The following is a 21,534-nucleotide window of genomic DNA, read 5'->3' as shown; positions in this document are numbered from 1 at the left end:
ACAGTGAACGACCAGGTATCGAGAGAGGTAGACGGCACGTGAGCGCCTTCACACCCGAGGCACCGCCATCCGCCGACGAGGCACGCGCGGCGCTGGTCGCCCTGCGCCGCGAGGTGGCCAAGGCGGTCGTGGGCCAGGACGAGACGGTGACCGGCCTGGTCGTGGCACTGCTGTGCCGCGGCCACGTCCTGATGGAGGGTGTGCCCGGCGTCGCCAAGACGCTGCTGGTGCGCACCCTCTCCGCGGCCCTGTCCCTGGACCACAAGCGGGTGCAGTTCACGCCCGACCTGATGCCGGGCGACGTGACGGGCTCGCTCGTCTACGACCAGCACACCGCGAAGTTCGAGTTCCTCAAGGGGCCGGTCTTCACCAACCTGCTGCTGGCCGACGAGATCAACCGGACGCCGCCCAAGACCCAGGCCTCGCTGCTGGAGGCCATGGAGGAGCGGCAGGTGACGGTGGAGGGCAGCCCGGTCGCGCTGCCGGACCCGTTCATGGTGGCGGCCACCCAGAACCCGGTGGAGTACGAGGGCACCTACCCGCTCCCCGAGGCGCAGCTGGACCGGTTCCTGCTCAAGGTCACCGTCCCGCTGCCCGAACGGGCCGCCGAGGTGGAGATGCTGGGCCGGCACGCCGCCGGTTTCGACCCGGGCGACCTGGCCGCCGCCGGGGTGGTCCCGGTGGCGGGCGCCGCCGAGCTGCGGACGGCCCGCGAGGCCGTGCAGCGGGTGCGGATCGCGCCCGAGGTGCTCGGCTACATCGTCGACCTGTGCAGGGCCACGCGGCACTCGCCGTCCCTGCAGCTGGGCGCGTCCCCTCGCGGCGCCACGGCGCTGCTGCGCACCAGCCGCGCGTGGGCGTGGCTGTCGGGCCGCGACTACGTGATCCCCGACGACGTGAAGGCCCTCGCCAAGGGCACGCTGCGGCACCGGATCGCCCTGCGTCCGGAGGCCGAGCTGGAGGGCGCGACCACCGACGGAATCCTGGACGGTGTGCTCGCCTCCGTCCCGGTACCGCGCTGATGGTGGTCACCGGCAGGGCCGTCCTGCTGGCGTTCCTCGCGACGGTCGCGGTGGCGCTGTCCGGCCTGGTCGGCGCCTGGGTCGCCGTCGGGGCCCTGGCGCTGCTGGCGCTGCTGCTCGTCGCCGACGTGTGCCTCGCCGCGAGCCCGGCGGCGCTGCGGCTGTCCCGGGACGGGGACTCCTCGCTGCGCCTGGGCGACTCCGCGGCGGTGCACGTGACCCTCGCCAACCCGACCCGGCGCAGGCTGCGCGGTTCGGTGCGGGACGCGTGGCCGCCGAGCTCGCACGCGACGCCGCGCAGGCAGCCGGTCCGGGTGGACGCGGGCGAGAGGCGCCGGGTGACGACGACCCTGACCCCGAGCCGGCGCGGCGACGCCCGGGCCGCCGGGGTGACCGTGCGCACCATCGGCCCGCTGGGCCTGGCGGGCAGGCAGAGGACGCTGCCCGCGCCGTGGACCGTGCGGACCCTGCCGCCGTTCCACAGCCGCCGCCACCTGCCCGGCAAGCTCTCGCGGCTGCGCGAGCTGGAGGGCCAGCACACGGCGATGGTGCGCGGGCAGGGCAGCGAGTTCGACTCGTTGCGCGACTACGTGCCCGGCGACGACGTGCGGTCGATCGACTGGCGGGCCACCGCCCGCAACGACGGCGTGGTGGTGCGGACGTGGCGCCCCGAACGGGACCGGCGCATCCTCATCGTGCTGGACACGGGGCGCACCTCGGCGGGACGGGTGGGCGACACCCCGCGGCTGGACCACGCCATGGACGCCGCCCTGCTGCTGGCCGCGCTGGCGGGCCGGGCGGGCGACCGGGTGGACTTCATGGCCTACGACCGGCGCACGCGCGCCCAGGTGCGTTCGTCCGGCAAGGGCAGCCAGGTGAACCGGATCGTGGAGGCCATGGCCCCGCTGGAGGCGGAGCTGGTGGAGTCCGATCCGGCCGGGCTCGTCGGAACCGTCCTGGGCACCCAGGGGCGGGCCAGGCGGCTCGTGGTGCTGCTCACCGACCTGAACGCGGCGGCTCTGGAGGAGGGGTTGCTGCCGAGGCTGCCCCTGCTGACGTCGCGCCACCTGCTGCTGGTCGCGGCCGTGCGGGACCCTGCGGTCGACGGGATGGCGGGGGAGCGCGGCGGCGCCGACGCCCTGTACCGGGCCGCGGCGGCCGAGCGGACGCTGAGCGAGCGGCGGCGGGTGACCGCCGAGCTGCGCAGGTTGGGCGTGGAGGTGGTCGACGCCGACCCCGAGCACATCGCCCCCGCGCTGGCGGACGCGTACATCAACCTGAAGGCGCAGGGGCGGCTGTAGGGGCCTGCGACGCTCCCGGGGCGCCCGCCCGGACCCCCGTCCCCTTCCCGGGACGGCCTCCGGGCGGGCACCATGGCCTCATGCCCCTCTCCCCCGGAGCCGCCGACGGCTCGTGCGACGACAGGTCCGCCAACGCCTTCCGGGGCGACGTCCACGGGCAGCTGGTGCAGGCCCGCGACATCCACGGCGGTGTCACGATCCACGCGTCGCAGGCGCCGCCCCCGCCCCCGCCCCCGGCCCCGGCCGACGTGTCCTTGGACGCCCCGCGACCGGCGACCGCCGTGCGCGGACGCGACGGGCTGCTGGAGGCCCTGGGCCGGGAGATGCGGGCCGGCGCCCCGGTCCCCCACGTGCTCACCGGCCCCGGCGGGTTCGGCAAGACCACGGTCGCCGCGGCGCTGGCCGAGCGGGCGCGGGCCCAGGGGTGGACGGTGTTCTGGGTGCGGCCCGGGGACGTGGCGGCGAGCATGGTCGAGGCCGCCGTGGAGGCGGGCGGCCCGCGGCGGGAGGCGGAACGGGTGGGGACCGGCCGGTACCGGGCCCTGCGATGGGCGTGGCGCCACCTGGACGCGGCGCCAAGACCCTGGCTGCTGGTGATCGACAACGCCGACCGGCCGGAGGAGCTGGACCCGGGGAACCGCCCCGGGGACCAGCTGGGATGGATGCGGCCGAGCCCGGGAGGGTTCGTCCTGGTGACCAGCCGGGTGGACGACCCCCTGCTCTGGTCCCCCGCGCGGGTGCACCGGGTCGGCGAGCTGGACGCCCCGGCGGCAGCCGCCGCGCTGGCCGACCACGCGGGCCTCGCGGAGCTCGCCGGGGCGGAGGAGCTGGCGGAGCGGCTGGGAGGGGTGCCGCTGGCCCTGTCCCTGGCCGGGCGCATCCTCGCCACGCACGGGGTGCTCTTCCCCGACGCGCACGCGCTGCTGGACGGGCTGCGCGAGGACGTCGGCGCGCTGGACGGGCTGGCCGCGCCCTTCGTCCCCGTGGCCGACGCCGACCGCGGGCTGCTGGCGGGCGTGTGGGAGCTGTCCCTGCGGCTGGTCGCGGAGAGGGAGCCCGAGGCCGCGCCGCTGCTGCGGATCCTGGCCGTCCTGGGCTCCGGCGCCGTACCCGTCCCCCTGCGCAGGCTGCCCCTGTCCGAGCTCGCCGGAGGCGTCCTCGGGCCGCTGGACGAGGCCGCGTTCGCCCGCGCGGTCAACGCCCTCGTCGTCCACGGCCTGGTCACCGTGGAGCGGCGGGAGGCGGAGGCCTTCCTGCGCCTGCACCCGCTGGTCGCGGAGACCGTTCGGGCCGGTCTCACCGAAGCCGACCTGCCCCTGGTCGCACTCGCCGAACGGCTGCTCGACCACCAACGGCACAGGGACCTCCGGTTCGAGCTCCAGGCCCTCACGGCGATCGTCTCCCTCCGCGTCCGCGTGCGCCCCGCCGACGAGGACGCAGTCAGGGCCTTGACGGCCACGGCCGCCGCCGTGCACGCGGAGGCGGTCCGGACCGTCGTGTCGCTCGGCGGCACGCTCCTGCGCCTCGGCCGTCCCGAGGCCGCGGAGGCCGCCCTGGCCCCCGTCGTGTCCACCGCGGAGGAACAGCTCGGCCGGACCCATCCCGCCGTGCTCTCCGGGCGCCACCTGCTCGCCGAGGCCCGGCTGAACCTGGGCCGCGTGGACGAGGCCGGGCGGTCCTTCCGGGAGCTGCGCGCGGACCGGGCCGCGGCCCTGGGGCCCGAGCACCCCGACACCCTGGACACCGCCTACCAGCTCGGCCTGATCTCGATCCGCCGCGAGCGCTGGGCCGAGGCCGGGGAGATCCTGTCGGAGGTGGGGGAGGCGCGCCTCCGGACGGCCGGGGAGGAGGACCCCCTCCACCTGTTCGCCGCCCAGAACCTCGCCTACGTGACCATGCGCCTCGGCGACCCCGCCGCGGCGGAGACCGGGTTCCGCCGCGTGCACCGCGTGCGCGAACGCTTGCTGGGGGCGGGGCACCACCTCACCACGGACGCGGCCTACTACGTGGGCCGCGCGGCACAGGAGCGCGGGGAGCGCGCCGAGGCGCTCAGGATCTTCACCGACGTCCTCCGGAACTGGGAGGAGCAGCTGGGAGAGGACCACCCGCAGGTGGAGACGGTCAGGGGACGCATCGCGGAGGTCGCGGGGCCCGGTCCCGGGGCGACCCGCTGAGCCTCCGCCTCAGGAGCCGTTGACCGCACGCACCAGGGCCGCCCACCCCCCTGCGTCGAGCCCGAGCGTCCCCGCCCCCCTGTGGGCGGAGTCCCGCACGCGGACGGCGGACGCGGTGACCGCCACCTCGACGCAGCAGGTCTCGGCGGCGCTGTGGGAGCTCGTGAACCACACGGGCACGTCGGGCGCCGTCTCCCGGGGCCGGCTCCCCCGGACGTCGCCGCGCGGGCCGTGCCGGGGGGTGTCGTCGTCCATGCCCCGATGGTCGCACGGGCGCCCCGGCGGTGTCAGGTGTCTCAGGCCACCGGGACGGCCTGCGGGGCGTCCCTGATGTCGCCGGTCTCGCCCGCCAGGTACGCCCTGCGGCCCACCGTGAACACGTAGAGCACGAACAGCGCCTCGGCGACCACGCCGATGCCGATCCTCTGCCAGGTGACGTGCACCCAGCCGGTCACGAAGCCCTCGATCAGGCCCGAGACGAACAGCACGACCACCAGGCCCAGCACCACGGCGATGGCGGCGCGGGCCTCCTCGCCCAGGGCGCGCATGCGGGTGCGGTCCCCCGGGGAGATGATCGTCCAGCCGAGTTTGAGGCCCACTCCCCCGGCCACGAACACGGCCGTCATCTCCAGCAGGCCGTGCGGGAGGATCAGCCCGAAGAACACGTCGCCGCGCCCGTGGGCGATCATCATGCCCGCCGCCATGCCGATGTTGACCCCGTTCAGGGCGAGCACCGCGATGGTGGGCAGGCCGAACGCCACCCCGAAGATGATCGCCTGGGCGGCCACCCACGCGTTGTTCGTCCACACCTGGGCGGCGAACGAGCCCGCGGGGTTCTCGACGTAGTAGTTGGCGAAGTCGTGCTCGACGTACCGGGCCATCGACTCCGGGGTGCCGAGGGCGTGGAGCACGTCGGGGTCGTTGACGATCCACGCGGCCGTGACCGCGGCGACCGCGACCGTGCCCGCGGTCGTCCCGATCCACCACCACCGGAGCCGGTACAGCACCGCCGGGAACACCCGGGTGAAGAAGCCCCCGACGTCCCGCCACGCGGACGCGTGGGCGCCGGTCACCGCGGAGCGGGCGCGCGCCACCAGTGCCGACAGCCTGCCGACGAGGGCCGGGTCCTGGCCGGAGGAGCGCACGACCGAGAGGTGGGTGGACACCCTCTGGTAGAGCTCGACGAGTTCGTCGATCTCCTCACCGTCCAGCGAACGGCGCCTGCGCGCCAGATCGTCCAGCCGTTCCCAGTCCCGGGCGTGCACCGCGGCGAACACGTCGATATCCACGCATCGGACCCTATCGGTTCGGCTCGGGGCGGCGGCTGCGCGGCGAACCCGCCGTCCCATGTGGCGGGTAATGTCATGGGGACGGTTTCAGACAGCCCTGAGGGAGCGTGTGCTGGTGTCCTATCCCGGCAACGGTGACACCCGCGGCGACGTGTACGGCGTGACACCACTGGTCACCGGTGACGCGGTGGTGCTCGACCTGCGTCCGGCGGGCTTCGCCACGAGGGCCGCGGCCCTGGCCATCGACGTCATCGTCCAGATCATCGCGCTGATCGCGCTCGGCATCCTGACGTCGTGGATCAGCACCGGCATCGACGCGGCGGCGACGGCCGCGGTCTCGCTGGCCGGCCTCGTCCTGGTCCTGGTCGGCTACCCGACCGTCTTCGAGACGGTCTCACGCGGGCGCTCGCTCGGCAAGATGGCGCTGGGGCTGAGGGTGGTCGGCACCGACGGCTCGCCCGAGCGGTTCCGGCAGGCGCTGGGGCGCGGGCTCGCGTCGTTCGTGGAGATCTGGATGACCACGGGCATGGTCGCCCTCATCACGTCGATGGTCAACCGGGACGGCCGCCGTGTGGGCGACTTCGTCGCCGGGACCATGGTGGTGGAGGAGCGCGGCGGGAGCCGCCGCGACGAGGTCGTCCCCATGCCGCAGCACCTGGCCGGGTGGGCGGCGGGCGTCGAGCTGTCCCGGCTGTCCGCGGAGACCGCGGCCGCCGCCCGCCAGTACGTGCTCCGCTACGGCGAGCTCGCCGAGCACACCCGCCACGAGATGGGGATCCGGCTGGCCGACGCCGTCGCCGCGCAGGTCAGCCCGCCTCCGCCGCCCGGCACCACCCCTCCGTACTTCCTGGCCGCCGTGCTCGCCGAGCGCCGTCGGCGCCACGAGGCCGCCGCTCAGCCGCCCCCGCAGGGGTACCCGTACCCGGGGCGGCCGGACGGCCACCCGCAGCAGTACGGCGGGTTCGGGCAGGCCCCGGGCCAGCCGCACCGGCCGGGGTACACGCAGCAGTACGGCGGCCACCCGCAGGCGGGGCCCCCGCAGGGCGGACCGTACCCCCACCGGTGACGGGCCCCGGCGGCGCGGCGCGCCCGGGGCTCAGGGGCGCCAGGAGCGCAGGTAGTCCTCCTGGCCCGGGGTGAGCGAGTCGATCCGCACCCCGAGCGAGGCCAGTTCCAGCCGGGCCACCTCCGTGTCGATGCCCGCGGGCACCTCCAGCACCCCCGGCCCCATGCCGGCGTGGTTCGCCGCCAGCCACTCCGTGGTCAGGGCCTGCACCGCGAACGACATGTCCATGACGGCCGCGGGGTGGCCCTCGGCGGCGCCGAGGTTGACCAGGCGCCCCTCCGACAGGAGCAGGACGCGGCGCCCGTCCGCGAACACGTACTCCTCGGCCTGGTCGCGGACCCCCCGGTCGACCGCGACGGCCAGCCGCTCCAGGGCGGCCAGGTCGATCTCCAGGTCGAAGTGGCCCGAATTGGCGAGGACGGCGCCGTCCTTCATCCGCTCCAGGTGCTCGGCCCGGACCACGTCGCGGTTGCCGGTGACGGTGACGAACACGTCACCGACCGGCGCCGCCTCCTCCATCGTCGTGACGGTGTAGCCCTGCATGACCGCGTCCAGGGCCTTGACCGGGTCGACCTCGGTGACGACCACCCTGGCGCCCATGCCGCGGGCCCGCTCGGCGAGCCCCCGTCCGCAGTAGCCGAACCCGGCGACCACGACCGTGCGCCCGGCGAGCAGCGCGTTGGTCGCGCGCAGGATGCCGTCGATGGTGGACTGTCCGGTGCCGTACCGGTTGTCGAACATGCGCTTGGTGGCGGTGTCGTTGACCGCCACCATCGGCAGGCGCAGCTCGCCCTCGGCGCTCATCCTGCGCAGCCTGATGACGCCGGTGGTGGTCTGCTCGCAGCCGCCCAGCACGCCCTCCAGCAGGTCGGGCCGGTCCGCGTGCGCGGTGTTGACCAGGTCGCACCCGTCGTCGAGGATCAGGTGCGGGCGCGTCTCCAGGACCGTGACCAGGTTTCGGTCGTAGGATGCCGGATCCATCCCGGCCCACGCGTAGACCGAAACACCGTACTCGGCGACCAGTGCCGCCGCGGTGTCGTCCTGGGTGGACAGCGGGTTGGACGCCGCCAGCGCCACCTCGGCGCCGCCCGCGCGCAGGGCGCGCAGCAGGTTCGCGGTCTCGGCCGTCACGTGCAGGCACGCGGCCACGCGCAGCCCCTCCAGGGGGCGCTCCGACGCGAAGCGCTCGCGCACGCTGCGCAGCACCGGCATCGAGTGCTCCGCCCAGTCCACGCGGCGGATCCCGGCACGGGCCAGGCCGAGGTCGGCCACCTCGTGCGCGGTGTCGGTCATGTGCTCACCAGAGTCCCTTCGCCGGTCCGGGCCCCGTGCCCGCCCGGGGCCGGGACGGGGCACGGGCGCCGCCGGCGGTCCCGGCGGCGCCCGGTCGGCCGGCCTCCCGGCCGGCGCCCGGCACTAGTAGCGGTAGTGGTCGGCCTTGTACGGGCCGGCGACGTCCACCCCGATGTAGGCGGCCTGCTCCTTGGTGAGCGTGGTCAGCTTGACGCCGAGGGCGTCCAGGTGCAGGCGGGCGACCTTCTCGTCCAGGATCTTGGGCAGCGTGTACACGCCGATCGGGTACTCGTCGGGCTTGGTGAACAGCTCGATCTGCGCGATGACCTGGTTCGTGAAGCTGTTGGACATCACGAAGCTGGGGTGGCCGGTGGCGTTGCCCAGGTTGAGCAGGCGGCCCTCGGACAGCACCAGGACGGACTTGCCGTCGGGGAGGGTCCACTCGTGGACCTGCGGCTTGATCTCCTTCTTCACGATGCCGGGGACCTTCGCCAGGCCGGCCATGTCGATCTCGTTGTCGAAGTGGCCGACGTTGCCGATGATCGCCTGGTGCTTCATACGGGTGATCTGGTCGGCCATGATCACGTTGAAGTTGCCGGTGGTGGTGATGAAGATGTCACCGGTCTCCAGCACGTCCTCCAGGGTGGTCACCTGGAATCCGTCCATGGCGGCCTGGAGGGCGTTGATCGGGTCGATCTCGGTGATGATGACGCGGGCGCCCTGGCCGCGCAGCGCCTCGGCCGCGCCCTTGCCGACGTCGCCGTAGCCGCAGACCACGGCGACCTTGCCGCCGATGAGCACGTCGGTGGCGCGCATGATGCCGTCCGGCAGCGAGTGGCGGATGCCGTACTTGTTGTCGAACTTGCTCTTGGTGACGGAGTCGTTGACGTTGATCGCCGGGAAGGCGAGGGTGCCCTCACGCTGCATCTCGTACAGGCGGAGCACACCGGTGGTGGTCTCCTCGGTGACGCCCTTGATGCCCTCGGCGATCCCGGTCCACTTGGCGGGGTCCTCGGCCAGGCTCCTCTGGAGCAGGGAGAGGACGACCGCGAACTCCTCGCTCTCCGCCGTGGAGGGGTCGGGGACGGACCCGAGCGACTCGAAGCCGGCGCCCTTGAGGACGAGCATGGTGGCGTCTCCGCCGTCGTCCAGGATCATGTTGGGGCCGTCGGCGCCGGGCCAGGTCAGCGCCTGCTCCGTGCACCACCAGTACTCCTCCAGCGTCTCGCCCTTCCAGGCGAAGACCGGGACGCCCTTGGGGTCCTCGGGGGTGCCGTCGGGGCCGACGACGACCGCCGCCGCGGCGTGGTCCTGGGTGGAGAAGATGTTGCAGCTGACCCAGCGGACCTCGGCGCCCAGCGCGACCAGGGTCTCGATGAGGACCGCGGTCTGCACCGTCATGTGCAGCGAACCCATGATGCGGGCCCCGCTCAGCGGCTTGCTGTCCCCGTACTCGGCGCGGGTGGCCATGAGACCGGGCATCTCGTGCTCGGCGAGTCGGATCTCGTCGCGGCCGAAGGAAGCCAGGGAAAGATCGGCGACCTTGAAGTCGAAAGCCATGCGTTCCTCACTCGTGGTGGTCGTTGCGACCACGATTCTAGGCCCGCGGCCCCGGCACCAGCACAAAGCTGACAAAGTCCTGTCAGATTCGCGCCGACCGGTGGCGGCGTTCGGTTAGGGTCGCGTGCATGGCCGCCCTCGACGACGCCCCGCCCGCCCCCGACCGGACCACCTGGCCGGCGGGCCCCGTGCCGATCTCCGCCGCGGCGGAGCGGGTGGGCACCACGGCCCGGATGCTCCGCTACCGGGAGGGGCTGGGACTGCTGCCCCGCACCCAGGAGCAGCCGACCGGGCGGGGGCACCGGCACCGCCGCTTCACCGAGGAGGACCTGCGCACGATCGGCGTCGGCCTGGAGCTGGAGCGGGAGTTCGACATCCCTCCCGCCGCCCTGGCGTTCGCCCTGCGCGTGCTCGCCGAGCCCGACGTCCTCGCCCGCGTGCGCGCGCACGGGGAGCGGCTGGGCAGGCTCGCGGCCGCCCCCGCGCGGGCCCTCGACTTCGAGAAGCAGAAGGCCATGCGGCTGCTCGACGGTCGCCGTTCCTGATGTGACGGGTGTGGACGCGCGTGAACACGAAGGGTTCACACGCACGTGCGTCCGGTCACGGCCACAGGTGAAGGCGTTCGGCATGTTTTGGCAAAGTGCCGACGGGCTACGGAGAGGACGTGAATACCCTACGCAGCGGCGCGGCTCCGGACCGGCTCCCGAACCCCGTGCGCGAAGACCTGATGGACGTCGACCGGCTGCGGGTGATCTGGGCCCAGCACCGCCAGGGCCGTCCCCGCGGGGAGGCGCGGCGGGAGCTCACCCGCCGCCGCGTCCGTTCGCTGGGCGGCGGTCCGGCCCTGGAGGAGCTCGTCGAGTCCGCCTCGGAGGACCGGAGGTGGGGTGAGCCGGTCACGGCCGCCCACGTCGCGGAACTCGCCGAGCGCGCACGCGCCCTGCCCGAGGACGGCCCCACCCGGTCCCCCGGACTCACCCTGGACTCCGAGCACGCGCTTCGCCTGGCCGGGGCCGCTTCCGCCCCCGTCCACCCGGTGGTGCGCGCGGCCCACGTGTTCGCGGAGTGCTCCGCGGTCCTGGACGAACTCGCCTCGGCCGCCGGGGACCTTCCCCGGGAGCGGGCGGACCCCGACGACCGGCCCTGGGCCCTGCCCTGGGTGCTGGCCTCGCTGGTGCTGCGGAGGGCGGACTTCCCCCCGCTGGTGCCCGACCGCCTCACGGAGCCCCCGTCCTCGGGGGCGGACCCCGAGGAGCGCCTCGCCGGGCTGGTGCGGCACTTCGCCAAGCTGGTCAACCGGTCCCTGCGCGAGGAGCTGAGCTGGTCGTCCGACAGCACCGCCCCGGCGCCGCGGTCGCCGGCCTCTCCGCTGGCCGCGGTGACCCGCCGCCGCGTCCAGGACTACGTGCGGTCGCGCAGGGAGCCCGTCGCCCTGATCCTGCGGGCCCTGGACCCCGGCGCCCGGGCCCTCGTGCACTCGGGCGGCTCCGACGACCCGGCCCCGGAGGGCCCGGTCGCGGCGACCGCGGCCCGGGCCGTGCTCACCCCGGGCGCGGCGCACTGGTGGACGGCCCTCGAACTGGTGGTGGGCGAGGCCTCGCTGTCGCTGTGCGTGGTCGTGCAGGAGATCGGACGGCCCCGGACCGGCGTCCTGGCGGTGTCCGCCGACGCGCGCCTGACCACGCCGGACGGGGTGCGGGACGCGCTGGGCATGTCGGGGACCGACAGCGTCACCGTGATGCCGACCGACTGCGTGGACGACCGCTGGCCCCAGGTGCGCGACCTCGTGGACGAGGCCGTGTCCCGCGCCATGAACGAGCTCACGCGGGTGTGACGCGCGACCGCGTTCCTCGCGGGAGGGGATCGCGCGTGCCCCGGTCCGCGCGGGGGCGGTCGCGCCGCCGGTCCGTCCGACGCGGCCGGCCGCCCCGGTCCGTGCGGGGCCCGGTCCGCGCGGGGGTCGGTGGCGACCGCGCCGGACGCCCGGGACGGTGTGGCGCGGGGCCGGGCCGGGGCGGGGCCCGGAGGACGCGCGCGGACGCCGCGGGCCGGTTCCGCCGGAGCGGTCGGCACGCGTGCGGATCAGCCTCCGCCGAGGGCGATCAGGATCAGGAGCAGCAGGAGGATCACGATGGTGATGAGGACCGCCGGGATGACCCAGCTCTGCTGGAGCACGGAGTTCTGCTCGACCGGGCGCGGCATGGGCTGCCGGGGGCCGGGACGGGAGTAGGTCTGGTTGGCGGCCATGCCCGTGAGCATCGGGTTGCCCACGTTGTGCGCGCCGTGGTGCATGGCGTGCGGCTGCTGGTGCTGCGGGTACCCCGGACGCGGGTTGGACGTGCCGGGGTGGCCGGGCACGCCGGGCCGCGGGCCGGAGGCGCCGGGGTGGGCGAACCCGTGCCGGGGGTCGGGGCCCCCGGGGTAGCCCGGCAGGCCGGGGTGCGGGCCGGAGGAGACGGGCGGGTAGCCGACGGCGCCGGCCTGCGGGCCCGTCGACGGCTGGGCCCGGTACGGCGTCTGGCCGCCGGTGGCCGGGGTCGCCTGGGCGATCTGCTCGCCCTGCCTGACGACGTCGTCGGTGGACGGGCCGCTCGTCGCCGGTCCGTCGTGGCCGAGCAGGCGCATCAGCAGCGTCTGGGCGTTCGGCCGGTTGGCGGGGTTCTTGTCCAGGCACGACTCGACGACCGGGCGCAGCGCCTCGTCGACTCCGTCCAGGTCCGGGGGCGCGCTGACCACGCGGTGCACCACGGCGGGGACGGTGTCCGAGCCGAACGGGGCGCGTCCGGAGGACGCGAACGCGATCACGCACCCCCACGCGAAGATGTCGCACTTGTCGGTGATGCCGCGGCCCTCGATCTGCTCGGGGGCCATGTAGGAGGGCGTGCCGACGATCGAGTTGGTCATGGTGGCGGTGCCGTCGTCGACCCGGGCGATGCCGAAGTCGATCACGCGCGGCCCGTCCGGGCCGAGCAGCACGTTGCCGGGCTTGAAATCGCGGTGGACGATGCCGGCCCTGTGGATCGCGACCAGGGCGGTGGCGGTGGAGACCGCGAGCCGCTGGAGCGTGGACCCGCGCAGGACCGCGCCCTTGGCCACGGTCTCCTGGAGGTCCTTGCCCGGGACGAACTCGCTGACCACGTACGGGGGGTCGCTGTCGAGCTGGGCGTCGATGATCGCGGCCGTGCAGAAGGAGGCGACCTTCTGGGCCGCGCGGACCTCCTTCTCGAACCGCTTGCGCAGGTCCGAGTCCTGCGACCACTGGTCGTTGAGGACCTTGACCGCGACCTCCCCGCCGTCCGCGTCCTCCGCGAGGTAGACGACGCCCTGCCCGCCCTTGCCCAGCCGTCCGGTCACGCTGTACTCACCGAACGAGGAGGGGTCGCTCGGAAGCAGCGATTCGGAACCGGGCATCGGGGTCCTCCAGGGAGGTCGTCTTGAGCGGGGCGCGCAGGAACAGGGTACGGGTTGCGGGGAATGCGGGGGTGCGTCCCGTCATGCCCCGGGGAGGGACCTCAACCCCTGCCGCACACGATATGACTGCCGGAACAGCCGTGCCGTTCCATCCGACCTCAACCGATTTTTCGCGCCTCGTCGACGAGCAGGACCGGGATGCCGTCCCGGATGGGGTAGGCGAGGCCGCTCTCGTCGCAGACCAGCTCGTCCGTCTCGGGGTCGTGGCGCAGCGGGGCCTGGCTCTGGGGGCAGGCCAGGATCTCCAGCAGCCAGTCGTCGATCTTCGTGCTCATGGTCCTCGTTCCTCGTGTGTGTGCGGGCCGGGGGCGGCCGTCGCGCCGGACGGCGGTACGGCCGTCCCCTTCCCGCCATGATGCCTGTTCAGGCGCGGATGACGGCCAGCACCTCGTCGCGGAGCCCGGCCATGGACGCCTCGTCGGGGGCCTCGACGTTGAGCCGCAGGAGCGGTTCGGTGTTGGAGGCCCGCACGTTGAACCACGAGCCGCCGGGGAGGGAGACCGTCAGTCCGTCGAGTTCGTCGACGGTGGCGCCGTCCCTGCCCGCGAACTCCGCCCGCACGGCCGCCAGGCGCCCGGGGGCGTCGGCGACCTTGGAGTTGACCTCGCCCGATCCGGCGTAGCGGGAGTACTCCTCGGTGATCCGGGAGAGCGGGCGGTCGTCCGTCCCCAGGACCCGCAGGACGTGCATGGCCGCGAGCATACCGGTGTCGGCACGCCAGAAGTCGCGGAAGTAGTAGTGGGCGGAGTGCTCACCGCCGAAGATCGCGTCGGTCTCGGCCATGGTGGCCTTGATGAAGGAGTGCCCGACCCGGGTGCGGACGGGGACCCCGCCCCGCTCGCGCACGATCTCGGGGACGGCCTGCGAGGTGATCAGGTTGTGGATGACCGTGGCTCCGGGCTCGCGCTCGAGCTCCTCGCTCGCGACCAGCGCGGTGAGGGCGGAGGGCGGCACCGCGTCGCCGTGCTCGTCGACGACGAAGCAGCGGTCGGCGTCGCCGTCGAAGGCCAGGCCGATGTCGGCCCCCGTCTCGCGCACCTTCGCCTGGAGGTCGACCAGGTTGGCCGGGTCGAGGGGGTTGGCGGGGTGGTTGGGGAAGGTGCCGTCCAGCTCGAAGTAGAGGGGCACGATCTCCAGCGGGAGGCCCTGTTCGAGGACGGCGGGGACGGTGTGGCCGCCCATGCCGTTGCCCGCGTCCACGACGACCTTCAGCGGGCGGATGCCCGACAGGTCCACGAGGCCGCGGAGGTAGTCGGCGTAGCCGGGGAGGAGGTCCTTCTCGGTGACGGTCCCGGAGGGCCCGTCGTGGACGGGGACGCCCTCCTCGGCCAGGCGCCGGATCTCGTCCAGGCCCGTGTCGGCGCTGATGGGCGCCGCCCCGGCCCGGCACATCTTGATGCCGTTGTACTCGGCGGGGTTGTGGCTGGCCGTGAACATGGCGCCGGGCAGGCCGAGGTGGCCCGAACCGTAGTAGAGCAGGTCGGTGGAGCCCAGTCCGGCGAAGACCACGTCGAGTCCCTGGCCCGTGACCCCGTCCGCGAAGGCCGCCGCCAGCTCCGGCGAGGAGGGACGCATGTCGTGCGCGACGACGACGGCGTCACCGCCGACGACACGGGCGAAGGCCGCGCCGATCGCGCGCGCGATGTCCGCGTTCAGGGTGTCCGGGATCACACCGCGCACATCGTATGCCTTGAAGATGCTTCCGAGATCAGCCACGTCTTCTCCGGACGGTCGGTCCTGCTCCACGTTCGGTCCCGCGCGGAACCTGCCGCGCGGTACCACGCTAGCAAGCGGCGGCGCGGCGGCCCCACCGGCACCGCGGTGTCTAGCGGGGTTCGGACGGGCCCGTGTACGGCCGGCCGGCGGGACCGCCCGGCCGCTGCTGGTCGCCCCGGCCCGGGTCGGACCTGACCACGCGCAGATGACCTCTGCGCAGCGTCTCGGCGCCCTCCCCGACCTCCTCGGGGGGTGTGCTCCGGGCAGGGGGGCGGGCCGCCTCACGTACGGCGTCGGCGAGGGCCTCCAGGTCGTCGCTGCCGGGGCCGCCCCCCGCCGTCTCGACGGGGAGTCGGACGACCTCCCAGCCGCGCGGCGCCGTCAGGCGGTCGGCGTGCATGGCGCAGAGGTCGTAGCAGTGCGGTTCCACGTAGGCGGCGAGCGGACCGAGGACGGCCGTCGAGTCGGCGTAGACGTACGTGAGCGTGAAGACGGCAGGCTGCCGGCAGGCGGTACGGGAGCAGCGGCGAACAGGGCTCACAGCGTTCGACTGTATGCCTTTACTGAGGGACACGCCAGCATCGTTCCACGAGCTGGTCTGTTCGCGCTCCATCCACGGCCCCGCGCGCCGCCTCCGGCGGTCCCCGGGAGGGACCGGGAGGCCCCGGTTCCGGGAGTCGGCCACCTTCGCGGCGGAGGGGACTACGCGCGGGGCCCCTGATGGCTTAGTCTCGAAGTGTGCGACGAGTGCGCCTTTCCAGTGGCCAACCAGACCGAATGCGGCGCCGGGACCGCCGCGGCCGAGGCATCCGCGGTCCTCTCGTGCCCTCTGACCTGCCGGTGTTCCGCAGCCGGGCGCAGGCTTTCGACGATCTCGTCCTGGACGCCGTCGAACGCCTCGAACGTCTGTGGGCGCGCGAGCTGGCCAATGTCGACTTCCTCGTGGAGGACGTCCCGCCCATCCCGCGCCACGGCCCCCTCTCCGAGGCGATCCCCTTCTCCCGCCTGGAGACCGATCCCTCGGGCCGGTCCCGCATCGTGGTGTACCGGCGCCCGGTGGAGATCCGGACCAAGGACCCCGAGGAGATGGCCCTCCTGGTCCACGAGACGGTGGTCGAGGAGGTCGCCAACCTGCTCGGCGTCGAACCGGAGTCGGTCGACCCCGAGAGCTGACGCCCCGCGGGGCGCCCCACGGGGGCCGGGGGCTCCGGCACGGGCGGGGCGGGGCGTCGAGGCCCCCCGGCCCGGTGGCGGACGTCACCGTCCGCACCGGCGCCGGAGGCCCCCTGCGCCCGGGGCAGGCGTCCCCGACCGCCGCGGCCGGTACTCCTAGGGGACGATCCCCACCATGCTGTCGCGCACCACCGGGAGCGGGATCTGGACCGGGGCGGGGCGTACCGGCAGCACGCTCACGCCGTCCCCGTCGCGCAGCACACGGGCGACGTGGAGGGAGGAGCCCTCCACGAGTTCCAGGCGGACCGCGTACCCGTCCTCCGGATCGGCGCCCGGCGGGGCCTCCCAGGGGTCCTCCTCCGCGCCGAAGACGACGGTGGTCCCCGCGGCGACCGCGACGCGCACGGCGTCCCCCTGGGTGCCGTCGGCGGTGACCGGGGTGGCCATCAGCGAGGCGTCGCCCTCCGTGGCGCTCAGGACGAGCTCCGTGTCCGTGCCCTCGGGGACGTCGGGCAGGACGGCCGTGGCGTCCAGCGGCGGGCCGAGCGGCGGCACGGCGGCCGTGTAGGCGGTCTCGACGACGTCGTCGCCGTCCATCGCCTCGGCGGCGACGCCCGCGACCACGGGCACGTCCGACTCCACGACGACCGCCCCCGCCTCTCCCCCCAGGACGCTCTCCAGGGTCACCCAGGCTGCCGCGGCCGGGGGCACGGCGACGACCAGCGGGTCCTCCGCCGTCCCGGAGCCGCCGGCTCCGGAGGCGTCCTCCTCCCCGCCGTCCCCGGGCGGGGCGACCGCGTGGACGCGCACCTCGGCGGGCTCGTCCCCCGGGGCAGCCAGGAACAGGTGGCGGCGCCCGTCCCCGCCGAGGATCCCCGGGACGACGTGGTGCACGGCGGGCGCCGCCGTCGGCGGCACCCAGTCGGCCCCGCCGGAGGCGTGCTCGGCGAGGAGGGACGCGGCGACCCTGCCGGTGCTGGTGCGGACGTGGACGCCGATGGCCCCCGTGCTCCGGACCAGCTCGGTCAGGTCGAGCTCGGTCGACTCCCCGGCCGGCAGGGAGATGCCCCGGCTCTCGGAGGAGTAGGAGGGGCCGCCCTCGGTGTAGACGTCCACGCTGACCGTCGCCCGGGAGTCCTCGGGGTTGGCCAGGCGGGCGGTGACCGCGTCGACCTCCACGGCCTCGCCCCCGCCGGCTCCGGGCAGGGCGAACCACGTGCCGATGGAGGGCTCGACGCAGCGCACCTCGGTGACGGAGCCGCCGGAGAGGGTGGTCTGGGCGGCGTCCAGGCCCGAGGCCAGGGAGCCCTCGGCCCGGACGGCGGTGGGGTCGGAGGCGTCGGAGGCGTCGGCGCTCCACACCCGGCCGGGCTCGGTCAGCTCCTCACCGAGGAGGTCGCGTCCCGCGGCGTCCTCCGCGTCCGCGTCCCCGGTCCCGCCCTCCTCGTCCCCGTCCTCCTCCGGTGCGGCCGGGACGGACTCCGCCCACAGTTCCCCTTCGTCGTCGCGGCCCACCCGGGGGGCGAACGCGGCGACGGTGCTGTCGCCCTCCTCGTGCGGGGCCGGGCAGACCCGCACCGCGCGGTCGGGTCGCACGGCGCCCGGCCCGGTGACCCCCAGCTCGGCGGTCACGGGCCGGGTGGCGAAGGCCACGCCGAACAGCGCGGCCAGGGCCAGTGCGACCAGGCCGAACAGCGCGAACCGGTTCTCCACGATCAGTCGCACGGACTACTCCTCCCGCTCGGTCCGGGACGCTCCGGCGCCCCCGTCGTCGGCTCCGGGCCGGCCGCCCGCGCGGCGCCTGCCGGGGGCCTTCCTCCGGACCCCGCGGGCGCCCCGCGTCCCACGTCGGCGTCCCCCCTCGGGGGTGACGGGCACGGAGCCCGTGCCCGGCCCGGCGCCGGGCTCCGGCGCGGACACGGCCGCCCCCTCCTCCGGCCCCTCGGCGTCCTCCGCCCCGGCCGGGGAGCGGTCCGTGCCCGGGGCGGGGCCTCCGCGCCGGGAGCGCCCCCTCCGGCGCGAGTTCACGCGCAGCCGCTCGGGCCGGCGCGGACGCGGGGCGGGGGTCGACTCGATCAGGCGCACCTCCTCCTCGGTGCGCACGCCCGGCGCGGCGATGACCGCGGCCACCAGGAGCAGGACCCCCTGGGTGGCCAGCCAGGCGACGTGGACGGGGTCGGTGTGCCACACGCGCAGCTCGCCGCCGTCCGCCGGGAGCTCCCACGCCTGGGTCCCGCCCTCGGTGGCGACCGGGGGCAGTTCGGCCCCGTCGAGTGCGGCGTGCCACCCGGGGCCCGCGGTCTCGGCGAGGGCGAGGCGCCGCCCGGTGCGGCCCCGGGGCGCCTCCGCGGTCCACTCGTCCGCCGACCCGCTCACCTGGAGCGGCTCGGACCCGGTTCCGTCCTCGGAGACGACGCGCAGGACTCCGGTGGGGACCCCCACCTCCCAGAGCGCGTAGTGCTGGGACAGCGACTGCCTGCCGAGCCCCGGGGTGCCGTCCAGGGTGTCGACCATGGTCGCGTCGGCGGGGCCGCTCACCTCCGGGCGCGGGTAGAGCACGTACTGGATGCCGTGGTCGGCCAGGGTGTGGACCTGGTCGCCGCCCTGGCCGGCGGCGAGTCCGGCGACGGCGCGGTCCATGGCCGCGCGCGCCCCGGCCGGGGGGACGACGCGCTCCTCCCCGAGGCGGGGCTCGCGCCCGCGCACCACGACGTAGTCCACCCCGCCGTCCCCGTCCGGGGTGACCACGAGGGTGCGCGGCTCGGTGCCGCCGCCGCTGGCGCTGGCCAGCGCCCCGGGGACGACGGGCGTCGCGCGGGCGGTGAGCGGCCCCTCCACGCCGTTCCACATCCACAGGGCGGCCGCGGAGGCGGGGGTGGCCAGGGCGAGCACCGCCACGGCCACGGCGAAGACCCGGCGCGCCCCGCCCAGGCGCACCATGTCGCCGAAGGAGCGGGCGGCGGTCGCCGCCGACAGCAGGACCGCCGTCGCGGCGAAGGCGAGGGCGACGCCGGGCCAGACCGGGGCGGGCGGCCCCCCGTAGTAGGGCTCGATGACGACGCGGGAGGTCAGGACGGCCACGAGGACGCCGAAGAGCGCCAGCGACCACCCGGCGGCGACCAGGACGCGGTTGCGGAGCAGGAGGAGTGAGCACAGGGCGGCGACGACCAGCCCCGCCGTCACCCAGAACGGAGGGGTGCCGGGGCCGCCCGGCGAGAGCAGGAGGAGCTCCTGCGGGGCGGCGCCCGGGGCGGACAGCTCGGGGCGGTGCAGCCCGGCCTCCAGCAGCCACAGGGTGGGGTGCAGGAACAGCTCCACCGACCACGGGAGCAGGAGGACGAGGGGGAGCCCGAGCCCGATCGCGATGCTGACGTAGACGCGGCGGCCCAGGTGCCCGAAGGCCAGGGCCACGAGGACGCCGGTCACCAGGGACAGCAGCCACACCATGGGCACGAACGCGGTCGCGACGGCCAGGACCAGGCCGAGGGCCCACGCGGCCCGGCGCGAGGACCGCGGGGGCATGGCGACGAGCCGCACCAGCAGCAGACCGAGCACGGGCATCAGGACGTGGACCAGGGCGGTCCCGATCCGGCCCTGGGCGACGGCGCCGGTGGCGACCGGCAGCAGGGCGTACGCGGCCGCCATCCACAGGCGGGCGGGGCGGAACCCCAGCACCTGCCGGGCGAGGGCGTACGCGGTCGCACCAGCCAGGGGCACACAGCCCAGGAGGACGACGGTGACGGCCAGCCACGGCTTGCCGAGGGTGACGGTGGACAGCAGGGCGAGGAATCCGACATAGGGAGGAACGGGCCCGTCCGAGCCCAGCCCGCTGTCGGGGCTGCCGGACAGGTAGAGGGCCCACATGTCGCCGGCGGTGCCCGCGGCCGGGGGCAGCGCGCCTCCGGCGAGGAGGTCGCCGAACAGCAGGGAGCGCTCGGCGACGAGCGTGACCGCGGTGAGTCCGAGGAACAGCAGCGCCCCCGGCTGGAGGAGGACCCTGCGCACGAAGCCGTTGCTGTCGGTCGGGGCCTCGTCCTCGTCCTCGGCCGCGGGCGGCGCGGTGACGGCCTGGTGGCGGCCGGGGGTGTTGCGGACGGGCTCTCCGGACAGCAGGCCGGTGACGACGTCGTAGAACTGGCGCACCGCCACCCCGCGCGCGAGGAACGGGCGGATGGCGCTGTAGGTGCGGCGGCGGTCGCGGCGGCGCCGGAAGCGGGCCCGCGCGAGCTGGAAGGGCCGCACGTACACCAGTGTGATCGCCGCGGCCTCGTCCAGCGCGTTGGCGGGCTGCTTGATGAGCAGGTAGGTCACCACGCGCAGCAGCGACGCCACGGAGTTGCGGACCAGGGCGCCCACCATGCCGCCGAAGGGCAGGTTGGCCAGGAGGACGAAGACCGCGTGGCGGCGGTCCACCCTGCGCGGGTGGTTGCGGGTGGCGGTGATGGGTCTGCGCCTGCGGGCGGAGGCCTCGGCGTGGTAGGCCACCGCGTCCGTGACGAGCAGGGCGCGCAGCCCGGCCCCGCCCACCCTCCAGCAGAAGTCGATGTCGTCGCGGAACAGGGGGAGCGCCGGGTCGAAGCCCCCGAGCCGGTCCCACACGTCGCGGCGGATGAGCATGCCCGCGCTGGAGACGGCGAGGACCTGGCGGTTGCCGTCGTGCTGCCCGTGGTCGAACTCGCGCTGTTCGAGGCCGGTCTCGCGGCGTCCGGCCCCGTCGATGGTGACGCCGACCTCCACGAGGAGGCGGCGGTCGAACCAGTCGCGGAGCTTGGGCCCGAGGACGGCGGCGCGCGGGTCCCGGTCGGCGGCGGCCAGGAGGTGCGCGAGGGTGTCCTCCTCCGGGGTGAGGTCGTCGTGGACGAGCCAGATCCACTCCGTGGCGTCCTCGTCGGCCCCGCGCACGGCGATGCTCGCGCGGGGCAGTTCCAGGGCGGCGCGGACGGCGTCGCCGTATCCGGTGCGCGCGGGCAGGTCGACGACCGCGCCGGACGGCAGGTGCTCGGCGAGGATGTCGGCGCTGCCGTCCGCGCTGCCGGTGTCGGCGGCCACGACGCGCTGCACGGGGCGGGACTGGGCGCGCAGGGCCGACAGCGTCTCGGGCAGCCAGCGGGCGCCGTCGTGGGACACGATGACCGCGGTGACGACGTGTCGGTCGGAAGCGGGGTCGAGCACGGCTGGGTGGGGTCTCTCCGGGAGAAGGGGCAGGACCCCGTTCGGGTCCGCGTGGGTCCGGCCGTGGGGCCGGCGGGCGCGTGGGTGCGTGGGTGCGCCGGGGGCGGCTCGCGCGCGCGGGACATCACGATACGCCACCCGGCGCCATTACGGGCCTATTCGTCTCGCCCCGACACCGGACCGCCATATCGGCTTATTCACTACCCGGGGGCGTGCGCGGCAATCGTCACCCGACCCCCGGAAGGGCCGGGAACATGAAAGACGCGCGCCCGGGCTCGTGGCCCGGACGCGCGTCGT

General features: G+C 75.1%; 17 protein-coding genes. 7 read left to right on the top strand and 10 right to left on the bottom strand.

Annotation, left to right across the window (positions count from 1 at the left end; translation table 11 throughout):
- Window positions 1-38: 38 nt before the first annotated feature.
- The 3 genes from ACIRPH_RS14670 (at window position 39) to ACIRPH_RS14660 (ending at window position 4,497) form a co-directional block, all read left to right on the top strand.
- Window positions 39-1,022 carry an AAA family ATPase gene (locus ACIRPH_RS14670; RefSeq protein ID WP_402914090.1) on the top strand — a complete coding sequence of 328 codons (984 nt, stop codon included), beginning with the start codon at window positions 39-41 and terminating at the stop codon, window positions 1,020-1,022.
- Complete coding sequence (locus ACIRPH_RS14665; protein ID WP_402914087.1) at window positions 1,022-2,323, top strand: DUF58 domain-containing protein; 1,302 nt, start codon at window positions 1,022-1,024, stop codon at window positions 2,321-2,323. Before ACIRPH_RS14670 ends, ACIRPH_RS14665 begins: the two co-directional genes overlap by 1 nt.
- Before the next feature lie 80 nt (window positions 2,324-2,403).
- Window positions 2,404-4,497, top strand: a complete 2,094-nt coding sequence (locus ACIRPH_RS14660) for a tetratricopeptide repeat protein (RefSeq protein ID WP_402914084.1) — start codon at window positions 2,404-2,406, stop codon at window positions 4,495-4,497.
- Between the two features lie 9 nt (window positions 4,498-4,506).
- On the opposite strand, the gene ACIRPH_RS14655 is transcribed toward ACIRPH_RS14660, so the two are convergent.
- Window positions 4,507-4,752 carry a DUF397 domain-containing protein gene (locus ACIRPH_RS14655; protein WP_402914082.1) on the bottom strand — a complete coding sequence of 82 codons (246 nt, stop codon included), beginning with the start codon at window positions 4,750-4,752 and terminating at the stop codon, window positions 4,507-4,509.
- Window positions 4,753-4,793: 41 nt separating this feature from the next.
- Window positions 4,794-5,786, bottom strand: coding sequence for a stage II sporulation protein M (locus tag ACIRPH_RS14650; RefSeq protein WP_402914080.1), 993 nt, complete (start codon window positions 5,784-5,786; stop codon window positions 4,794-4,796).
- Window positions 5,787-5,895: 109 nt separating this feature from the next.
- Here ACIRPH_RS14650 and ACIRPH_RS14645 point away from each other — a divergent pair, with 109 nt between their 5' ends.
- Window positions 5,896-6,852, top strand: a complete 957-nt coding sequence (locus ACIRPH_RS14645) for an RDD family protein (RefSeq protein ID WP_402914077.1) — start codon at window positions 5,896-5,898, stop codon at window positions 6,850-6,852.
- A 30-nt stretch (window positions 6,853-6,882) separates the two neighbouring features.
- Here ACIRPH_RS14645 and ahcY (ACIRPH_RS14640) read toward each other — a convergent pair whose 3' ends face one another.
- Together ahcY (ACIRPH_RS14640) and ahcY (ACIRPH_RS14635) are read right to left on the bottom strand one after the other, a co-directional pair.
- Complete coding sequence (gene ahcY / locus ACIRPH_RS14640; RefSeq protein ID WP_402914074.1) at window positions 6,883-8,145, bottom strand: adenosylhomocysteinase; 1,263 nt, start codon at window positions 8,143-8,145, stop codon at window positions 6,883-6,885.
- A 123-nt stretch (window positions 8,146-8,268) separates the two neighbouring features.
- The gene (gene ahcY, locus ACIRPH_RS14635; RefSeq protein ID WP_402914071.1) at window positions 8,269-9,705 is read right to left on the bottom strand and encodes an adenosylhomocysteinase; all 1,437 of its coding nucleotides are present in this window, start codon (window positions 9,703-9,705) and stop codon (window positions 8,269-8,271) included.
- A gap of 128 nt (window positions 9,706-9,833) precedes the next feature.
- Here ahcY (ACIRPH_RS14635) and ACIRPH_RS14630 point away from each other — a divergent pair, with 128 nt between their 5' ends.
- Entirely contained in the window at window positions 9,834-10,250 is a 417-nt protein-coding gene (locus tag ACIRPH_RS14630; protein ID WP_402914068.1) for a MerR family transcriptional regulator, read from the top strand.
- 119 nt (window positions 10,251-10,369) lie between these two features.
- On the top strand, window positions 10,370-11,539 hold the full coding sequence (locus ACIRPH_RS14625) for a hypothetical protein (protein WP_402914065.1): 1,170 nt from the start codon (window positions 10,370-10,372) through the stop codon (window positions 11,537-11,539).
- Window positions 11,540-11,787: 248 nt separating this feature from the next.
- On the opposite strand, the gene ACIRPH_RS14620 is transcribed toward ACIRPH_RS14625, so the two are convergent.
- The 4 genes from ACIRPH_RS14620 to ACIRPH_RS14605 all read right to left on the bottom strand — a co-directional run bounded on the left by ACIRPH_RS14620 (window position 11,788) and on the right by ACIRPH_RS14605 (window position 15,433).
- Window positions 11,788-13,116, bottom strand: a complete 1,329-nt coding sequence (locus tag ACIRPH_RS14620) for a protein kinase (RefSeq protein ID WP_402914063.1) — start codon at window positions 13,114-13,116, stop codon at window positions 11,788-11,790.
- A gap of 158 nt (window positions 13,117-13,274) precedes the next feature.
- Entirely contained in the window at window positions 13,275-13,451 is a 177-nt protein-coding gene (locus ACIRPH_RS14615) for a Trm112 family protein (protein ID WP_082376097.1), read from the bottom strand.
- 88 nt (window positions 13,452-13,539) lie between these two features.
- Window positions 13,540-14,892, bottom strand: coding sequence for a phosphomannomutase/phosphoglucomutase (locus ACIRPH_RS14610; protein WP_402914059.1), 1,353 nt, complete (start codon window positions 14,890-14,892; stop codon window positions 13,540-13,542).
- A 109-nt stretch (window positions 14,893-15,001) separates the two neighbouring features.
- Entirely contained in the window at window positions 15,002-15,433 is a 432-nt protein-coding gene (locus ACIRPH_RS14605; RefSeq protein WP_402914057.1) for a DUF3499 domain-containing protein, read from the bottom strand.
- A 236-nt stretch (window positions 15,434-15,669) separates the two neighbouring features.
- On the opposite strand from ACIRPH_RS14605, the gene ACIRPH_RS14600 reads away from it, so the two are divergent.
- Window positions 15,670-16,065, top strand: coding sequence for a metallopeptidase family protein (locus ACIRPH_RS14600; RefSeq protein ID WP_267948297.1), 396 nt, complete (start codon window positions 15,670-15,672; stop codon window positions 16,063-16,065).
- A gap of 156 nt (window positions 16,066-16,221) precedes the next feature.
- Here the strand turns inward: ACIRPH_RS14600 and ACIRPH_RS14595 are convergent, their stop codons facing one another.
- Together ACIRPH_RS14595 and ACIRPH_RS14590 are read right to left on the bottom strand one after the other, a co-directional pair.
- Window positions 16,222-17,790, bottom strand: coding sequence for a DUF5719 family protein (locus ACIRPH_RS14595; RefSeq protein WP_402914054.1), 1,569 nt, complete (start codon window positions 17,788-17,790; stop codon window positions 16,222-16,224).
- A 3-nt stretch (window positions 17,791-17,793) separates the two neighbouring features.
- Window positions 17,794-21,237, bottom strand: coding sequence for a glycosyltransferase (locus tag ACIRPH_RS14590; RefSeq protein ID WP_402914051.1), 3,444 nt, complete (start codon window positions 21,235-21,237; stop codon window positions 17,794-17,796).
- Window positions 21,238-21,534: the final 297 nt, after the last annotated feature.

This window comes from Nocardiopsis sp. NPDC101807, from assembly GCF_044766605.1.
GTDB lineage: Bacteria > Actinomycetota > Actinomycetes > Streptosporangiales > Streptosporangiaceae > Nocardiopsis > Nocardiopsis tropica.
This window is presented reverse-complemented; position numbering and strand designations above follow the sequence as displayed.